The sequence below is a fragment of the Candidatus Polarisedimenticolia bacterium genome, from assembly GCA_036004685.1.
Classification (GTDB): Bacteria; Acidobacteriota; Polarisedimenticolia; order Gp22-AA2; family AA152; genus DASYRE01.
This window is the reverse complement of record DASYRE010000043.1, coordinates 62,547-79,192: the sequence shown is the minus strand read 5'-3', so window position 1 is coordinate 79,192 and position 16,646 is coordinate 62,547. Positions and strand designations below refer to the sequence as shown.

The 16,646-nt window shown below is 67.2% G+C and carries 6 protein-coding genes; all 6 read right to left on the bottom strand.

What is annotated here, in order from left to right:
* Positions 1–21 precede the first annotated feature (21 nt).
* Positions 22–3,756: a carboxypeptidase regulatory-like domain-containing protein gene (locus tag VGR67_11820; protein HEV8337096.1), complete on the bottom strand. Its 3,735-nt coding sequence runs from the start codon at positions 3,754–3,756 to the stop codon at positions 22–24.
* Positions 3,757–4,110: 354 nt separating this feature from the next.
* Entirely contained in the window at positions 4,111–6,729 is a 2,619-nt protein-coding gene (locus tag VGR67_11815) for a serine/threonine-protein kinase (GenBank protein ID HEV8337095.1), read from the bottom strand.
* Positions 6,730–6,886: 157 nt separating this feature from the next.
* The gene (locus VGR67_11810; GenBank protein ID HEV8337094.1) at positions 6,887–8,368 is read right to left on the bottom strand and encodes a DNRLRE domain-containing protein; all 1,482 of its coding nucleotides are present in this window, start codon (positions 8,366–8,368) and stop codon (positions 6,887–6,889) included.
* Positions 8,365–13,818, bottom strand: coding sequence for a hypothetical protein (locus VGR67_11805; protein HEV8337093.1), 5,454 nt, complete (start codon positions 13,816–13,818; stop codon positions 8,365–8,367). The genes VGR67_11810 and VGR67_11805 overlap by 4 nt, the downstream gene beginning before the upstream one ends.
* Before the next feature lie 122 nt (positions 13,819–13,940).
* Positions 13,941–15,977, bottom strand: coding sequence for a hypothetical protein (locus VGR67_11800; GenBank protein HEV8337092.1), 2,037 nt, complete (start codon positions 15,975–15,977; stop codon positions 13,941–13,943).
* Between the two features lie 4 nt (positions 15,978–15,981).
* Positions 15,982–16,494 carry a hypothetical protein gene (locus VGR67_11795; protein HEV8337091.1) on the bottom strand — a complete coding sequence of 171 codons (513 nt, stop codon included), beginning with the start codon at positions 16,492–16,494 and terminating at the stop codon, positions 15,982–15,984.
* Positions 16,495–16,646: the final 152 nt, after the last annotated feature.

Here is a 16,646-nt window from a genome sequence, read left to right as displayed (position 1 = left end):
CGTGGACCAAGGCATCCGACGTTAGAAGTCCATCTGGATGCCGATTTGGAAGCGCCGTCCGAAGCGGCGGGTCTCCTCAGCCTGGAGGCTATCCACCGAGTTGTCGATTTCCGTAATCCGGAGATCGTCGGTGTTGAGGAGATTGAAGACTTCGAAGAAGGCGCCGGCGGACATGTGCCCGATGACGAAATTCCTTTGGGTCCGGACGTTGATGTCGTAAACCGCGTGGTTCCGGTGTATGTTCCGCGACTCCGCGTAGAACTTTCCGGTGGTGATATCCCGCCTCCCGAAAAGCGTTCGGTTCTGAGGGTATAGGACGTCGTCGCTCGAGCGGACGCGGTTCACGAGGCTGAAGGGAAGCCCCGAGGACCAGGTGATGGCCCCGCCAATCTGCCAGTCGGAAGGGAGGAAGGCGACGGCATGAAGCTTGGCGACGTGGCGTTGGTCGTAAGCGAGGTACCCGCTTTTCAGCTCGGTGAGGCTGGGATCGCTCCCGCTTTCCGAGAGGAACGACTCCGCCTGGCCGGTGGCCTGGGAATAGACATAGCTGGCATCCAGCTGCCATTTCCGCCGCAGCCGGCGCGTCAGATGCACCTCATAACTGGAGTAGGCTTGAACGTTATAGTTTCCCACCCGAAAAATCTGGTTGAAGTTGAAGTTGTTGACGAAGAGATCCGGGTAGCCGTCCGGAACGCTCTGGGGGGAAAAAAAGCCTGATGGCGTAAGGAAGACTCCGAAATCGTCGCAGAGCCCGGAAGACGTCGGCCTCCCTTTGCACTGAGGGGCACGGCGGGTGGAGTGGTTCACATCGACATCCTGGAGCTGGTCCCGGTAGTCCCGCCGGACGTAGGTCAGGGAGATCGAGATCTCAGGGGCGATCTCCCGGTAGATTCCCGCGGTGAGCTCGTCGGTGAAGGGAGTGCGCAACCCGCGGTCCACTTGATAAGCCGATGGAGGGGGAAACGCCAGTGTCCTGCCGGCCTGATTGTCCGGCAAGCCGGACGGACTTAGGCCGTCCTGGTCGTAGGTGTAGTAGGGGCTGATGGTGTCCGGGCCCTGCTCCCCGACCACCGTCTCCAGAAAAAGGTTTCCATAGAAACGCCCCCACGAAGCGAAGACCTTCGACTTCCCGTCACTCTGGGGATCCCAGGAGACACTCAGCCGCGGCGCCAGGTTGTTGTTGCTGATTTCAATCTCCTCCGGCTGCCGCGGGTGACCATTAAGAAGAAGGTCCGGATCGCTGATCCCGAATCGCGCGAGCCGAGCCGACTCGATGCTGGTCAAAAAATTGTGCCGGGTCAACCGTCTCGGCGCAATCTCCACCAGGGCCGACTCGATGCCGGCCCAGCGGGTGTCCTGCGCGGCATAAAGCGGGTCACCCTGGAGCCCAACCTCGACGACGCCGTCCACATCCAGGTCTCCCGACGTCGTCTCGATTCCCCTGAGGGCCATCAGGAGATCGAACGCCTGTCGCTGGGCCACTGGGTCGAAGGACTCGTACCCCTGGGAGCGGACCACCTCCCGGTCGAAACGGAGCCCGAGCCCCAGGGCCAGGTTCGGGAGCGGCTTGTAGGAATCCTGCAGGTAGAACCCGAGGTGATCGCTCTCCGCCATGTTGTCGACGGTGTTTTGGGTGGGGAGAAGGGCGCCCACCTTCCCGGGGACAAAGGTGAAGGCGTTCCCCCGGGGGGGGGTGATCTGAAGGAAAGGGCGCTGGTGGGTGGTCCTGTCGAATCCCTCCTTCTCGAAGATCATTCCGATCTTCAGGTCGTGGCTTCCCATCAGGTCGCCGGCGTAGGCGGAGATCTCCTCCTTGAGGGTGTCCCGGGTCCGGCTGTCGCGATAATCGGAGTAAAAGGGCCCGGAGATCCGATTGGTTTTGACGCTCAGGAGGTAGTCACGGTCTTGCGGCAGAGGGGCATGGAATTCCCCGGGGTCGGGAATCCCGTCGCCGTCCTTGTCCGTCCAGAACGGGAAGGGGGTCGCTCCCGCCCCGGGCATGGTGTTCAGCATTGTGTCCCCGTTCCTGTCCTCGGTGTCGAGCCTGCCATTGCCCCGGGTGCCTGGCTCGTATCCGTCGGGACAGAAGACGCGGTCCTGGCAGAAGATGCCGGTGTCCTCCTTCGGGTCTGCCAGTCCGTTCCTGTTCAGGTCCACCTCGGCATCGATCAGGCCGTTGCAATTGAGGTCCTCGTGGTCCTTCCCCTCGCAGCCTTCATACAGGGTGAGGCGCCCATCCCGGTCCCGGTCCTCGCCGAAATGCAGGAGGCCGTCCCACGGCGCGACCGCGCCCTCGGGAGGGAAGCAGACTTTCGTCCCCGTAGTCGGGTCCCTCAGGCATCCGTCCAGCCTTCCGTTGCCATTCAGGTCCTCGTAGACGTCGTAGCGTCCGTCGCGGTCGTAGTCCTCCCCGGGATCCCGCTCCCGGGCATTCCAGAAACCATCGTTGTTGCCCAGGCCGGGAATCCCGTCCGTGAAAAGAAGGCCGTTTCCGTTGGTGTCTGCGTCAAGGGTGGGAATGACTGCAAAGGACTGATCGAAGCGGGAGACGGTGGTCTCCACCGAGAAGTTGGGGGTGATGATGGCCGTGTCCCGCAGGGTCAAGGTCGGTCCGCCACGCCCGATGGCGTAGCCGCTCTCCAGAGCGGTCCTGCTGGTGAGCCCCTGGTTATCCACGTGGGTGTCATCGTACAGCGCGACGAAATCCAGTCGGTTGGCGGACGCCACTTGCCAGGTGACTTTTCCCATGGCTCGGACCGCCCGGGTAGCCGCCACGTAGGTCTGGGTTCCGGAGTTGATGGGTTCCTCGATCTGGACGAACTCGGGAGCGAGGTAATACCAGAGGTGGTTCTTGACGAGGGCGCCCGAGAGGGATAGGAAGGGATAGAGGTCGGAGAATTTCCTGTTCCGGAATCCGTCCGGCTCTCCCAGCCCTCCGCGGAGATCGACCGCGTCGGTCCCGGCCCCGTCGCCATCCAAACGGCTGGTGCGCATGAAGAACTTGAAGGTGCCTTTGAATTCGTTCCCGCCGGATTTGGTGACGATGTTCACGAACCCGCCCGAGGCGCGGCTGAACTGGGCCGATGCTCCGGCGGTGATTACCTCGATCTCCTGGATCGACTCGACGTTCAGCTCCTGGCCGTAACGCCCCGTGAAGGGATCGGTGGTGTTCACGCCATCGACGAGAGTCACGACGTCGGTGTCCCGGGCGCCGTGGATGTTGGGGTTCCCGGTGTTGTCGACGTCGGTGACACCCGGCGCCAGGGTGAGGATGTCCTGATAGTCACGTCCCAGAACCGGCAACCCGGCAAGGAACTGGGAGGAAATGGTGGTGCTGGTGGTCGCCGATTCGGTCCGCACCACGTCGGGCTTCGCGCGCACTTCCACCTTTTCGGTTAGGGCGGGGGGGAGGGTGATGTTGGGCAGCGGGTTGGCGTCCGAAAGAACCTCCACCTCCCGGAAGACGAGGGTCTGATACGAAGGGAGGCTGACGCGCAACGCATAGCCCTTCCCGAGCGGGATAGAGAGGAAGCGGAACTCTCCCTGAGCGTTGGTGACGGTACCCCGGGGCTCATGCCCTAGGGAAGTGTTTTCCAGAACGACGGTGACCCCCGCCAGGGGATGGCCGTCCCGGTCCACGACCGTTCCCTCGAGGCTCCCGGTGAGAGGCAGAGCCCAGGCTACGATCCCACTCAGTCTCATCCACGCGATGAGAACGACGAGAAGCACGATGGGACGGTGACCACGCCGGGCCATGGCTCCTCCCCCTGTCAATGAGTCAGAGGGTGTGGTGGCTGTCAGCCGGCTGAGAGCGCTAGGGGCACTCTTCCCGAAAATGCCAATTTGACATAAATATACTCCACCCGCGCCCACCCGCGCACCTGGCCGGCCCCCGATGGGCACCTCCACTGGCCGGTCGACTCCCGGACGAACAGGGCGAGCCAGTTCATCGAGTCGCGTCCGACGACGTTCGGATGCGGCAGCGTGCCGCTTCGAGCGCCGGCCGACGCCGGCGGGGACGTGCCGAAGACGGTGGAGCGGACCGCCAAGGGGTCTGACCCAGAACTCGTGGGACAGCCATGGATCACAGGCGGGCCGGCAATCGGCCCCTCACTCCGGAAGAATCGTCTCCCGGAAGAGAGGGCGTCCCGCCAGCGCGACGGCAAGCGCGTAGGCTGCCAGACCGGTCGCGATCAGCAGGACGAGGAAACTATTCCCCGCGTACCACGTCGAGAAATCAAGGGTGAGAGGAAAATCGTAGAGAAGCGCGCTGAAGGCCGCGGAGACGACGATCGGAAGGAAGCCGAACCGGAACAGAAGAACGATGTACAGGCCGCATTGAAGCAGCCCGAAAGCCAGATCGGGGAAAAGATTGTTGCCGATCGCGACGGTCGCCGCGCTGAAGAGAGTCACGGTGGCACCGATCGCCAGAGCCTGGCTCCGGAGGAGAATGCGGAGCAACAACAGGAGAATCGTGAGGATCATCGGTATGAGGAGGGAGCTTTGCAGGAGGTTGAAGAGAACTCCCACGGAATTGCGAGCGCTCTCCAGAGTCACCAGCTGCAAAAGTCCCGGGCCCCAATAATCCGGGCGCATCGGAGGGAGTCCGAGCCAGCGGGGTATGATCACGTGGAGCTGTTCGAGGAGCCGGAAGACCGTGCCGGCCAGAAGGCCGATGAAAACGTCGCGGCCGACCAGTGGATCCCGGAATTGTCCGTCGAGAAATCTCATCCAGGAGGTCAGAACGTGAGGCCACACTCGGCGGAAGTAGGGTTCCAGCGCGAGATAGAAAGTGCCGGCGATGGTTGCCTCGAGTAGGCTGAGTCCGGCGTTCGATAGAGCACGTCCGAACTCAGCCGGTACGAGCCAATGCGGCGAGAGGAACAGCCATTCCAACACGGCCGCGACGAAGAGGAAGATCGAGAGCTTCCGCGCCCCCTTCCGATCGCCCCGTCCCAGTCGCAGATTTCGACGCGCGATCAGGATCCCCCCCGCCAGGATCGAGACCCCGAGCGTGATGAGCAATCCGCGGACAAAGGAAGTCCGGGCCGGCACCCTGGCCGCTTCCATCCTATTGGGGATTGCCCAGGGCTCGACGATCCGGAAGAAGACCGGCTTTCCTCGATATGCCGCGGCTTCGATGCGAATCGGAGTCCGGGGATTCGTGGCGTAGGAGCCTACCCACGCCGCTCGCGAATCGGCGTAGACGGGAGGAAACCATTCCGGAGTAGCCGGCGAAAAGGCGGCAGGGTCGAGCTTCGCCGCCCCGAAGAGCGCTTCCCAGCGGGGAGCCGCGGAAGAGGGCGGAGAGGGGTCCAGCTCCGGAGGAACCGCCAGGAATTCAACCAAGCGCCCATCGGGAGCGAGCGTTGCGCCAGCCATCCCGGAAACGAGATAAGGAGGATCGTCCAAAAGGCGCCATTCGATGTAGTTGTAGGGCAAGAGAGGGCGAGGACTCTGGCGATAGCCGAACGTCACCGCGAACGGAGGTCCTCCGGCAAGGCGATCCCACCGCGCTGAAGAATTGTCGTCCTTGTCGATGAAGCCGAGATACTCTTTGTTCGACGCGAACCAGAGATAGGTATCGCCAGGCGGAGCAGAATATCCGAGCCTGCGGACGATCTCCCGGGCCTTTTCTTCGAGGACAGACGGAGGCTTGGGGAGCGAGACCATCCGGGGAAGCTGGCTCCGGTCGGCCGCATAGAAGATGAAGAAAACGCCGGCAGCCAGAAACACGAGACCCATCCACGCCCCCGTCGGGCTCAAGCCGCCAGTTTCTCCCGCTTGGGCGACCAGCTCGGGAGAAGGAGTCTCTCCGGCGGCGAGCGCCGCCGCCAACGGGTCGCCGCCAGGAAGGGCGGCGGCCACGCCGAGAGCCGAAGCAGGCCGCTGCAGTGGATCGCTCTGCAGGCATCGGAGGATCACCCGCTCGACGATCGGATCGAATCCTTCGATCAGGCGGGAAGGGTTCGTCGGAGGGCTCTCCTGCTTGAGCCGGGCCATCTCGGCGGGAGTCGATCCTTTGAATGCCGCCTGTCCCGTGAACAGCTCGTAGAGGACGAGACCCAGCGAGTAGAGATCGCTCCGGACGGTGATCCCCCCACCCGAAAACTGTTCCGGCGCCATGTAGGCCGGAGTTCCCGCCCGGCTCCCTCCCTCCTTCAAATCGTCCGCGAGTCCGGCCAGCCCGAAGTCGGTGATGCGGGCCCGGCCGCGGCCATCGATCATCACGTTGGCAGGCTTGAGGTCCCGGTGCAGGATTCCCTGCTCGTGAGCCGCGGAGAGTCCCGCGCAGATCTGACGGGCGATCTGGACGGCCTTGTCCTTTGGCAGCCGGCCGATACGCTTCAGGAGAGTGGCCAGGTCCTCGCCGTCCACGTACTCCATGCTCAGGAAATGACGGCCGTCGGCCTCTCCGACGTCGTAGACTTTGCAGACGCTCGAATGGGCGATTTGCCGGGCGATTCGCACCTCGGTGAGAAGGCTTGCGAGCCTCGCCTCGTCTTTCTCGAGAGACTGAGGGAGGAATTTGAGCGCCACCGCCTGACCGAGCTTGAGGTCGTCGGCCCGATAGACCTCCCCCATTCCTCCGCGGCCGAGGAGGCTCACGATCCGATAGCGCCGCGCGACAACGACGCCTGGAAGAAATCGCCCGGAAGGAGTGGTCGGAGAGGGACCGACGTGCCCCGCGCCCTCACGACTGCCGAGCGCGGTCCGTGTCGGAGACAACGAGGGATCTTCCAGCGAAGATCCGCAGGCGGGGCAGAAGGAATCGTCTCGAGAGACCTGCCGCGAGCACGCAGGGCACCGGTGCATGGCGGGACGGTAGCACAACCGGCTTGAGGAAAGGAAGCCGCGTGGGGACCCATTCGCCGGGAATCGTGCTTTAGCGCACGCGAACTTTGAAGCGGAGCGATCCGGAGGAGCCTGCCGGGACGTTCCCGACGATCACCGTGACGAGGCCGTTGATCGGGGTGGCCGGATCGTCGGGATTGGAAACCGCGGCGGCGCTGAAGCTGCCGGCGTCGGCGTCGAGGGCGTTGGTGAGATCGGAGGTCGCGCCGAACAGGAGCCGGATCCCCTTGCCCGCCGCGAACGCGTCGCGAATGAAATCGGTGTGAAGCGGCACGCCGTCCCGGGCCACGAAGGCGACCGCGTTGCGGGATCCGTTGTTGGCGAAGAAGACGGCATAGGTGAGGACATCGCCGGGGACCACGGTCGTGGACAGAGCGCCCGAAACGCCGGGCGGATTCGAAGGATCGTCCGGCAGCGCCGCACCGTTCTTCTCGACGATCCGCTTGGCCAGGGAGGTCACGGGCTCGCGGAGGGTGGCCAGCGTCGGGTCGTCGGTCGCGACTGTCGACGGGTCGTCGCTCGGGATCCCCGTCTGCGTGGCGCTGGCGAGAAAGGCCTGGTTCGAGATCACGGTTCCGTCCGGGCCCGGGAGAACCCGGGCGGTGAAGCTCAGCGTCACGTCTCCGGCCGGCGTGGGGCTCACGCTCCCGAGCGCGGGCGTGGTGGCGGCCCTCCAGGTGATCGTCCCTCCTGCGAAGACGCCTCCCTGGCCGGGAACGACGTTCCCCAGCTTCGTCGTGTCGACCGCGTCGGTGACCGCCACGTTCGAGGCGGCGGCGGTGCCGGCGTTCTTCACGACGATCGTGTAGGTGACGGTCTGGCCGGCGACGGGTGTCGGAGGGCTCACCGATTTCGTGCTGGCCGTGAGATCCGACGCGACGTAGACAATCGTCAGCTTCGGCCGGAGCGCGGGATTGGCGAGGTAATCGGAGGTGTAGAACTGGCGCTCGTTGTTGCCGCCGGCGCTTGGCGAATCGAGAATCATCCCGAAATTGGGAGCGCTTCCGCTGATCCACGATTGGACGAGGGCGGTGACGTTCCATTGCCTCCAGACGTTCACCGTGGCATTGACCGTCGTGGAGGCGGCGACGGCGGGATCGAAGTCGCCGCCGGCCGTCGTCCAGGAGTTCACCCCGTCGTAGGCGCGCCAGGTCGCTCCAGGCTCCGTCCATGCCCGCGTCAGGCGATGGACCCGCAGCGACTCCGAAAGCGCCGAGCGCGAGAAATAGTGGTACATCTCGAAAGTCGCTGACGAGATCGTCGCTCCTGCCGGGATCGAGGAGAGATCGAAGCGGACGAGCCCCCGGCTGCCTCCGTTGGATTGCGAGTTGGTCGTGAGCTGAGCCTCCGCGCCGTAATTCTGGACGTTCGAAGCGAAGGCGACGTAGGTGTCGGCTCCGGCCGCCGGATCGGGCTGCAGGACGATCGTCGTCTGGCAGAAGGCCCCGCCCGCGAGGACGAGCGCCAGCCCCAGGACGGTGGCTGCGGCGCCGAGGCGCGCTCTCGACTTCACGGGTTCTCCCGGATCAGCTCGAGGATCCGGTTCAGCTTCGTCGTCAAGTTCAAGTAGAAGCCCCGCTTGAACGACTCTTCGTCCCCCTCTACCGCGCGCGTTCCGGTCAGTCCGTAGCCGCAGCCCACGCGCAGATCTTCCGTCGCCCAGAAGCCGGCCTCCAACCCGAGGCTCCGGCGGCGGAGGCGGTCCTGCCAGAGGGTGACGTCGCGGATCTCGCCCGCCGCGTCCCAGCGCCGGCCGAGGCGGTATTCCAGACGCGACTGCAGGAGCGTGGTGGTCGTGTCCACCGACGGCAGGCCCGCCGGGGTGTCGGTCGTGAAGCTCAGCGCCGCCCGAGCGAAGAATCGGGCGCGCGGCGTGAGGTCGAAGACCCCGTCGGCGGACAACGTGTCCCGCAGCGTCCGCACGTCGTCACCGGGCCCGTTCGATCCGTGGCGGCGATCGCTGCGCTTCCAGGCGATGAGGACTCCGTAATCGTCCCGCTTCAAGGGCCGCAGCGCGAGCCCTCCGAAGAAGTTCACGATCGTCGTATCCTGGCCCCGCTGGCTCGCGTCGCTGGCGTCCAGCCGGGCCAGAAGCGTCACGTCGTCGCCCGGCTTCCCGATCGCGGCGGCGGTGAAGGTCTGTCCGAAGCCGTCGGCGTTCCGCAGCTCGTAGCGCATCGTCGTCTTGAACCGTTCCCTGGGGATCCAGGAGAGGCCGGTGCTCAGGCTCTCGAAGGAATCGCCCTCCCCGGCGACCCGGAAGCCCGCCTCCCCGCGGAAGTCGACCGAAAGCTGGTCGTCGACCGGCAGGCGTGTGCCGAGCCCGACGACGGCGTAGCTGTCGGTGCCGGAGATGCCGTTTTCGACCTGGTACCGGGACGTCAGCGTCGAGTGCGCGCCCAGACGCGACTCGGCGCCCAGCTGGAGCTCCGAGCGGGAGCGCGGAGGCGTCAGCCCGGCGGCCCCCAGATCGGCGATCGCTTCGATCGGGCGGTCGCTGTCGCGGAACTTGAGGAAATAGCGGATCTCCTGATTCTGCTGGAAGCCGGCCGCGAGGAAAGTGCTGTCCGGATAGGAGGGATCGCTTTCCGATCCGACGTTCTGCTCCCGCCGCGCCGACAGAGTCCACCGAGGCGCCGGCCGGAAGCTGGCTCCGGCCGTGAGAAGATCGGAGGCGACGCGCCGATCGGAGATCCGATCCTCGAAATCACGGTGGTCCAGCCCTCCGGTGAGGCCCAGGCTGCCGCTCACCTGCGCCGTCACGCGCAGCGAGCCGGTGGTCCGGGCGTTGTCGACGACGGCGGTGCGATTCTTCTCGTCCTGGAGCGTGACCCCGAGCCGCAGCTTTTCCGTGAGCGCCGGTTCCGCGCCGAGCAGGATGCGCCGCGATCCCGGGGCGATCGAGACGCCGTAGGGATTGACGAAGTCGGCATCGACGTCCTGGTAGGCGAGCTTCAACGGCCCCCGGAGGGCGGCGAGCCGCTGCGCGTATTCGAGGCGCAGGGCGGCGCCGGCCCCGGCCGGGTCGGGCCCCAGCGAGGCGTTGCCCTGGTTCAGGGGACGGCCGTCGCTGCGGGCCGCCTCCAGCGAGAGGGTTCCCGGGCCGGGGAGCTGCTGGAGGAGATCGGCCGCGACCAGGCGGAAATCCTCGCCGCCCTCGGGATTCTCGCCGAACGCGGACAGCCCGGCGCTCGTCTTCCCCCCGTTCCACTTCTTGATACCCCGCGCCGCCCAGGAAAGGGAATCGAATCCCGCGGCTTCGTACTCGTACAGGACCACGATCTCCACGAGATCGAAATCCCCCGCGAAGGAGCCGATCGGCCGCTTGAAGAGCAGGGTGGCGGCCAGCGGATCGAGATCGTAGTCGGTGCCGCGCAGCAGAATCTGGCGGCTCAACACCTCCTCGGGGTTGCGGCGGTCGTGGACTTCCAGCGCCACGCTCTCCGAGCCCGGGATCAGCGGCGCATGGCGCAGCCGGTAGAGGCCGCCGATCCCCGCCGCCGGGATCACTTCCCGGGCGAAGGCATTGTCGGGACGGGCCGCCGCCAGGGCGATCCGGTCTCCCGGCCGGTCTTCTAGGTTGAGCTCCAGGCCCGTCAGCTTGCGATGGTAGGCCGAAAGCCGCGTGTCCCCCATCCCCGGATCGAAGTCGCCGTAGAGGAGGTGCGACCGCTCCCTTTCCAGCTTCAGATAGGCGCGGCTGTTGCTCGCCGCCTCCTGGAAATGCGTGGAGCTGTCGCCCATCACGGGATAGGTCTGCTCCAGAGGGTCGAGGTCGAACAGGCGGTCGGAATCGGCCGTCCGGTTGAGCCTTCGATCGGAGTCGTAGGCGGCGGTGAGGAGGGCGCCCGGCAGCGCGACGCCGCCCTTGTAGAAGAACGCCACCCGGCCGTGGGCGCCGTCCTCAATCGTTCCCGCGTCCTTGCCCACCCCGGGATCGACGCTCGCGGCGCCGAGAGTGGCCTCCGCCAGGCCGACGAGGATCGCCGGCTGCGGCGCCGGCAGGAAGACGACCGCGGTCTCATCCGACAGATCGCCGTACTCCGCCCGAAGGTGGGCGGTCCCGGTGGACGGATCCGAAACGAGCTGGAGGCGAGCCGCGCCTCCATGCGTGGCGAGCGCCACGTCCCGGTCGCGCCCGCCGGCGTCGTCGGACCGGAGCGACCCCAGCGAGGCGAGGATTCTCACCCGGCTGTCCTGAGCGGGGTGATCCCAGGCGTCGAGCAGATCGACGCGCACTTCGGTCGCCGAGCGGCCGTCGGCGGGAAGCTCCCGCTCGAAGACCGAGATCCTGATCTTCTCGGCGGCGCCGCGGCCGTAGACCAGGATCTCCCGCGAATCGCCGCTGCCCCCGTCGCCGGTCAGCGCCGTGATCGAGACGCGGTTGGGACCGGGCAGAATCGGGATGCCGACGTAGTGGAACGTCGCCAGCTGGTTCTTGTCGTCCAGCTCGGTCTGGCCGAGGCGATCGGCTTCAACGGTGTGGTCGTTCACCGAGACGCGGAGCGCGCCGCGGCGATGCGTGCGAACGGTCAGATCCAGGGCCCCGGTCGGCGAGACGGCCTGGTCCGCCGGCTCGAGGACTTCGAAGGCGCCCGGTGGCACCGAGGGGAGGGTCTCGGTCTGCTCCCTCACGTGGACGCCCGGCTCGGCGGCCGCCGGCGCTGCAGGCGGCGCGGCCCCGGCCCGCGCGGTGGATCGCGCGGTCGCCGCTTCCTCGCCGGACGGAGGGCGCTCCGGACAATCGCCCCGGCGCGTCAGGGAGAAGTTCTGTTTCAGGAGCGCGCCCCCCCGCAAGGGAGTCCGCAAGAGGCGCACGCTGCCCCGATCGCCGAGGCGATCGGGGTCGGCGGGGCAGAGACCGGGGGGGTAGGTCGATGGATCGAGGCCGATCATCCGGGCCCCTTCCGGCACCGACGGGAGGCTGTAGAGCCCCTCCGAGTCGGTGGTCGCCGACATTCCGTTGTCGAGGACGACGCGGATACCCGGCAGCGGAGCCTCCCCGGCGTCGAACCGGCCGTTTCCGTCGCGATCCTCGAAGACGCGCCCGATGAGCGCCTGCTGGAACGAGAAGATCCCTTGGCGGACGAAGACGACCGCCCGCGCGGGACCGCCGGCGGCGGGATCCCCGGTCGGGAGAAGTCCCGAGGCCACCGCTTCGTTGGAGAGCGCGGCGGCCGGGGCGCCGGGCGCGATGCGCGCCCGGTACGAGATCTCCGCCTGGCCTCCGGGAGGCAGATCGCCCAGCGCGAAAACCAGGGTGCGGCCCGACTGCGCCGGAACGATCGGCGACGCGATCCCGGCCGAGATTCTCCGGGCGGCTCCTTCCACGACGTCGAGGAATTCGGGCAGGGTGTCGGTGACGCTCACGCCGCTGACGGGCACGACTCCGGGGTTGGTGACCTGCACCCGGTAACCGACCGATTCGCTGACCCGGGCGTGGCTCGAGTCGGCCACTTTGGTGACGATCAGGGGGCTGGCGGAGAACACCGGGACGTTGAACCCGAAGGCCGAGACGCCGGAGAGGACCACCGGCCCGGAGGTCAGGGAGAAGCTCCCCGGAAGGGCCAGCGGCAGGCCGTCCGCCGCGGTGAGGGTCAGCGTGAACACCGGCGCCGACGGGGAGCTGCCCGAGGCGGCGGCGAGGTCCACCCGGATCAGGCGCGGCAGGAAGCCGGGCGCGACGACGCGCAGGAAGCTCTGAGTGATCGCGCCGGCAGCGCCGGCGGCCGGGTCGGGAAGGAAGCTGAAGCGCCCCGCCGTGTCGGCCGCGAAGGGGTTCGTGTTGTCGACGTTGGGGGTGGCGCCGGCGCCGGAGAGCGGTGGAATCGACTGCAGCGTGCCGGAAGAGTCCGACCAGAGCGACACCAGCGCCCCGGAGACGGGGAGCCCTCCTCCGGCCTGGAAGATCAGGCCGAACGGATCGACCAGGACGCGGGCCGCGTTGGAGTCGACGGGCGCCGTTCCGGCGGCGGTGAAGGTGGCGAGGTTGGAGAGGAGCGTCGCGGGAGCGGTGCCGGGGTCGATCCGGGCGTGGAACTCGATCCGGTGGGACTCGCCCGGAGCCACCGAGGCGAAACGAACCGTCACCACCTCTCCGGCGACTTCGCCGGCGTCGCCGTCCGCGGCGTCGCTCAACGGCGAGCCATCCAGGCGCAGCGATCCCGGGACGTACAGAAACCCGGCGGGCAGGGTGTCGGTCGCCGCCGCGTTCGCGGCCTCTCCGGTGCCGCTGTTGGCGAACTCGAGGGAGAAGGTCACTTCCTGGCCGCGGGCGGCATTGACGCCGCTCTGGCCGTCGACTCTCTTGGCGGGAGGCTGGCCGGGATTCGCCGGATCGCTGAACGCCGCAGCCCCCCCGCCGACTTGATCGCGGATCGCGCCCGCATCCGTGGCAAGGCCGTTCACCGCTCCGGGCTCCTGACTCTGCGCCGCCAGCCCGAGGACGACGACCGTGCCGGACGGGACGCCGGCGCTGGAATAGCGGAACAGGACGCCGAGGCTTGCCGCTGGCGGCAGCGGCGGTGAGAGGGTGAGCCCGGGCGTCACCGCGGGATCGGTCGGATCGATGGCGCCGTTGCCGTCCAGATCGAAAAACAATCCCGTCAGGGTGGCGGGCGGAGAGACCGTCGAGGCGGTCACCTGGAAGCGGTCGCCGCGATTCCCCAGGTTCGTGACCGTGAAGTGGCGGACCACCGTGGCGCCAGACGGGACGAAGCCGGAGACGATCGCGTCGTCGGGGGTGACGGAGATCGCGGAGACGGGCGCCACGCCGACGAGGGCGGTGTTGGAGAGGGAGGCGGCGCTGCCGCCTGAAGCGACGTCGTGCGCGGCGGAGGCGCGGTTGGCGATCGACGCTCCGGCCGGGGCGGCGGCGAACGCACCCCCCCCTGCACCCCCCAGAAGATAGGGGAGCGCGGCGAGCAGAGTCGCCCAATCCAGCGGTCGAAGCCTGTGCGGCATCGATCAGAATTCCCGGGAGGCGCCGCCGGCGCCGGTCAAGAGGGCGCCGGCGCGGCTTCTCGCGGGATTCCTGCTGCCGCGGAGGGAGGGCGAGGAGACGTCCCCGCCCTCCCCGCGCGGAGCTACTGGATCGTCCGCCGGATCGTGAACGTGCCCGAAATCCCCGGAGCCAGGGCGGCCACGTTGTCCGTGAACACGGTGTTCAGCGGCGCGTTGTCGGTCACCGTACCAAGGGTGGCGGTGGCGGCGACGTGCGCCGTGCTCGCCGCCCAGTTGTTCGGGGCGGCGCCGCCGTCCTCGGTGATGCTCAGGTTCGTCGCCGTGAGCGTGCCGTTCCCGACCCCGAACGTGGAGTTGGCGACGTTGCTGTAGGCGACGTCGTACCGGATTTCGGCGCCCGGAACGGGATCGGCGGGGCCTCCCACGCCGGTCCCGTTGATCACCGTGGCCGTTTTCACGAGCCGGACGAAGCCGGCGAAGAAATTGTCGAGCGTCCGGTTGATCGCCCCGGGGCTGACCTGGGACTCCGCCTGCAAGAGCGTCGTGAAGCCGGTGAGCACGGCGGTCCCGGCGGGCGCGGTCACGCTGGTGGTGAAGCTCGTCGTGACGCCGTAAGGCACGGCGATGTTCACGAAGCCCCCGCCGCTGACGACGACCGCGGGCAATGGGCCGGCGCCGTCGGGATCGACGCTCACCGTGAATCCGGTGGGCACGGAAGGTGCGGTGATGCGGAACGTGTCGGCGGCATTGCCGGTGTTCCGCAGCGAGTTGGTGAACACCAGCGTCGATGCCGCCGCGGTGACCGATCCGGGCGGCAGTCCGTTGCCCGCGGCCGAGGAGAGATCGGTGAAATCGTCGTCATGGGTGTTGTCGATCGCGCCGGGCGCTCCGGCGGGGCCGAGGAGCACGCTGCCCACCTGCGTCAGCAGCGTGAGCTGGACGATTCCGTCGCCGTCCACGTTTCCGGGCGCGGCTCCTTCGGTGAAGTCGCCGTTCAGATCGCCGACGTTGGCTACCGAGTCGCCCGACTGGTCGGTGAGACCCGCTCCGACGAAGTCCCTCGCGAACGCGTCGGCGATCGTGGCGATCGGCGACGTCGCGTTCGTCGTCGTGATCACCACGGAGAAGGTGAACGGTCCCGCCGTGGCCGAGGCGGCGAGGCTCGCTCCGGAGCCGAAGAAGCCGACCCGGGTCACCGCCGCGAGAGGCGGCGCGGCGCTCGTCCAGACCGCCGCCGAAGGGGCGGTGCCGAGCGGGGAGGTGGTGTAAATGACGGCGTATCCGGCCGGAGCGCTCGGAGCGGGCGCTCCCAGAAGCACGGTCCCCACGGGGATGGCGTTCGAGACGAGAATGCCGATCTGCGGGGCCCCGTCGACGTTGAAGCTGTTGCCGCTCGCGGCCCGCCCTCCCTGGTTCGCGAGACTCAAGCTGTAGGCGAGGTTGCCGCCGAGGGCGACAGGGCCGGCCGGCACCGTGTCGGTGAGGACGAGCTGGGCGTCGTCCTGCACGGTGGCGGTGATGTCGCCGCGGTCCTCCCGGCGCGAGTTCACGGTGCTCCCGTTGACGGTGCGCACCTCGTGGGCTGAGAGATTGACCGCCTGATTCGCGTCGTCGCCCAGGATCACCTGGAGGGTGTCCCCCGGATTGGCGCCGGCGTGCACGGTCAGCTCGACCAGCACGGTGAGGCTGGCGCCCTGGGCCACCGCGGCGGAGGTGACGTCGGCGGCGTTCGTGAGGATGTCGGTGTCGCCGCCATCGATCGCGCTGCTGCCGTTCACGTCGATCACCGCCCGGGTCACCGTCACGGAGGCGGCGCCGGTAGTCAGCGCCCGGACGCTCGCGCCGGCGGCCTTGAACAGGAAGTTGTCGGTGACGTTGCCTGTATTGCTCACGGTGAACTGGAAGAGGACCCCCGTCTGGATCGAGACGACCGGCGGGTTCACGCCGGCGTCGGGCGTGATGGAGATGCCGGCGACGTTGGAGACGATCGTCGTGACGGTATTGGAGACGGTGGTGAAGCTGTTCGTGCCGTCGGAATAGGTGGCGGTGGCGCGGTTGGTGATGACCGTGCCGCCCGGCGTGGATTGCGCCGAGAGTACCGTGGCGAAGAGCACCGAGCCCGCGAGCGCGGCCAGGATGAGGGTAGCGGTGTTTTTCATCGGCTCACCTCACCTGGACTTGATAGGAGACGCTCGCCGTGGCGGAGGCGGCAAGCGGGGCGGCCCAGGTCCATCGGATGGCGGTGTAGCGCTCGACGGGCGCCTCGATCGTCCGGGGCCGGCCGTCCTTGCCGCTCACGGTGATGGTCGGCTTGAGAGAGAAGGTCTTGCCGGCGTCCACGCTGTATTCGACCTTCAGGCCCGCTCCGCTCGTGACGGTGCCCGGGACCAGGACCGTCCCCGCCGGGATGGGACCGATCGCCGCCGGGGTCCGAGCCTCGCGGTCCCCGAGGTTGCTCAGGTCGACCTTGTAGAGAATCCGCTCGCCGGGCGCGACCGGAGAATCCTCTTTCAGAGTGGTCCAGGCCGCCGCGCCGCGAGAGCGATCCTGGATGCTGCCGCTGAGCCGGATCTGAACCTGCGGTCCGGTGGCGGCTCCGGCGCCGCTGACCAGCCCCACCCCGAGCAGCAGCATTGCGGCAGTCCACCTGCCCTTTCTCCAACTCGACGCGTCCATCGCTCCCTCCTCCTCCAGGTTTTTGGAACTCAGTCATATGCCTATGGATATAGGCATGGAGGGTGAAATCTATAGTTGTAATGTCACGAAAACAAGTTTGTATTCATCAATAGCAATATGCTATTAACTTATTGAAAATATAGGAAATATAT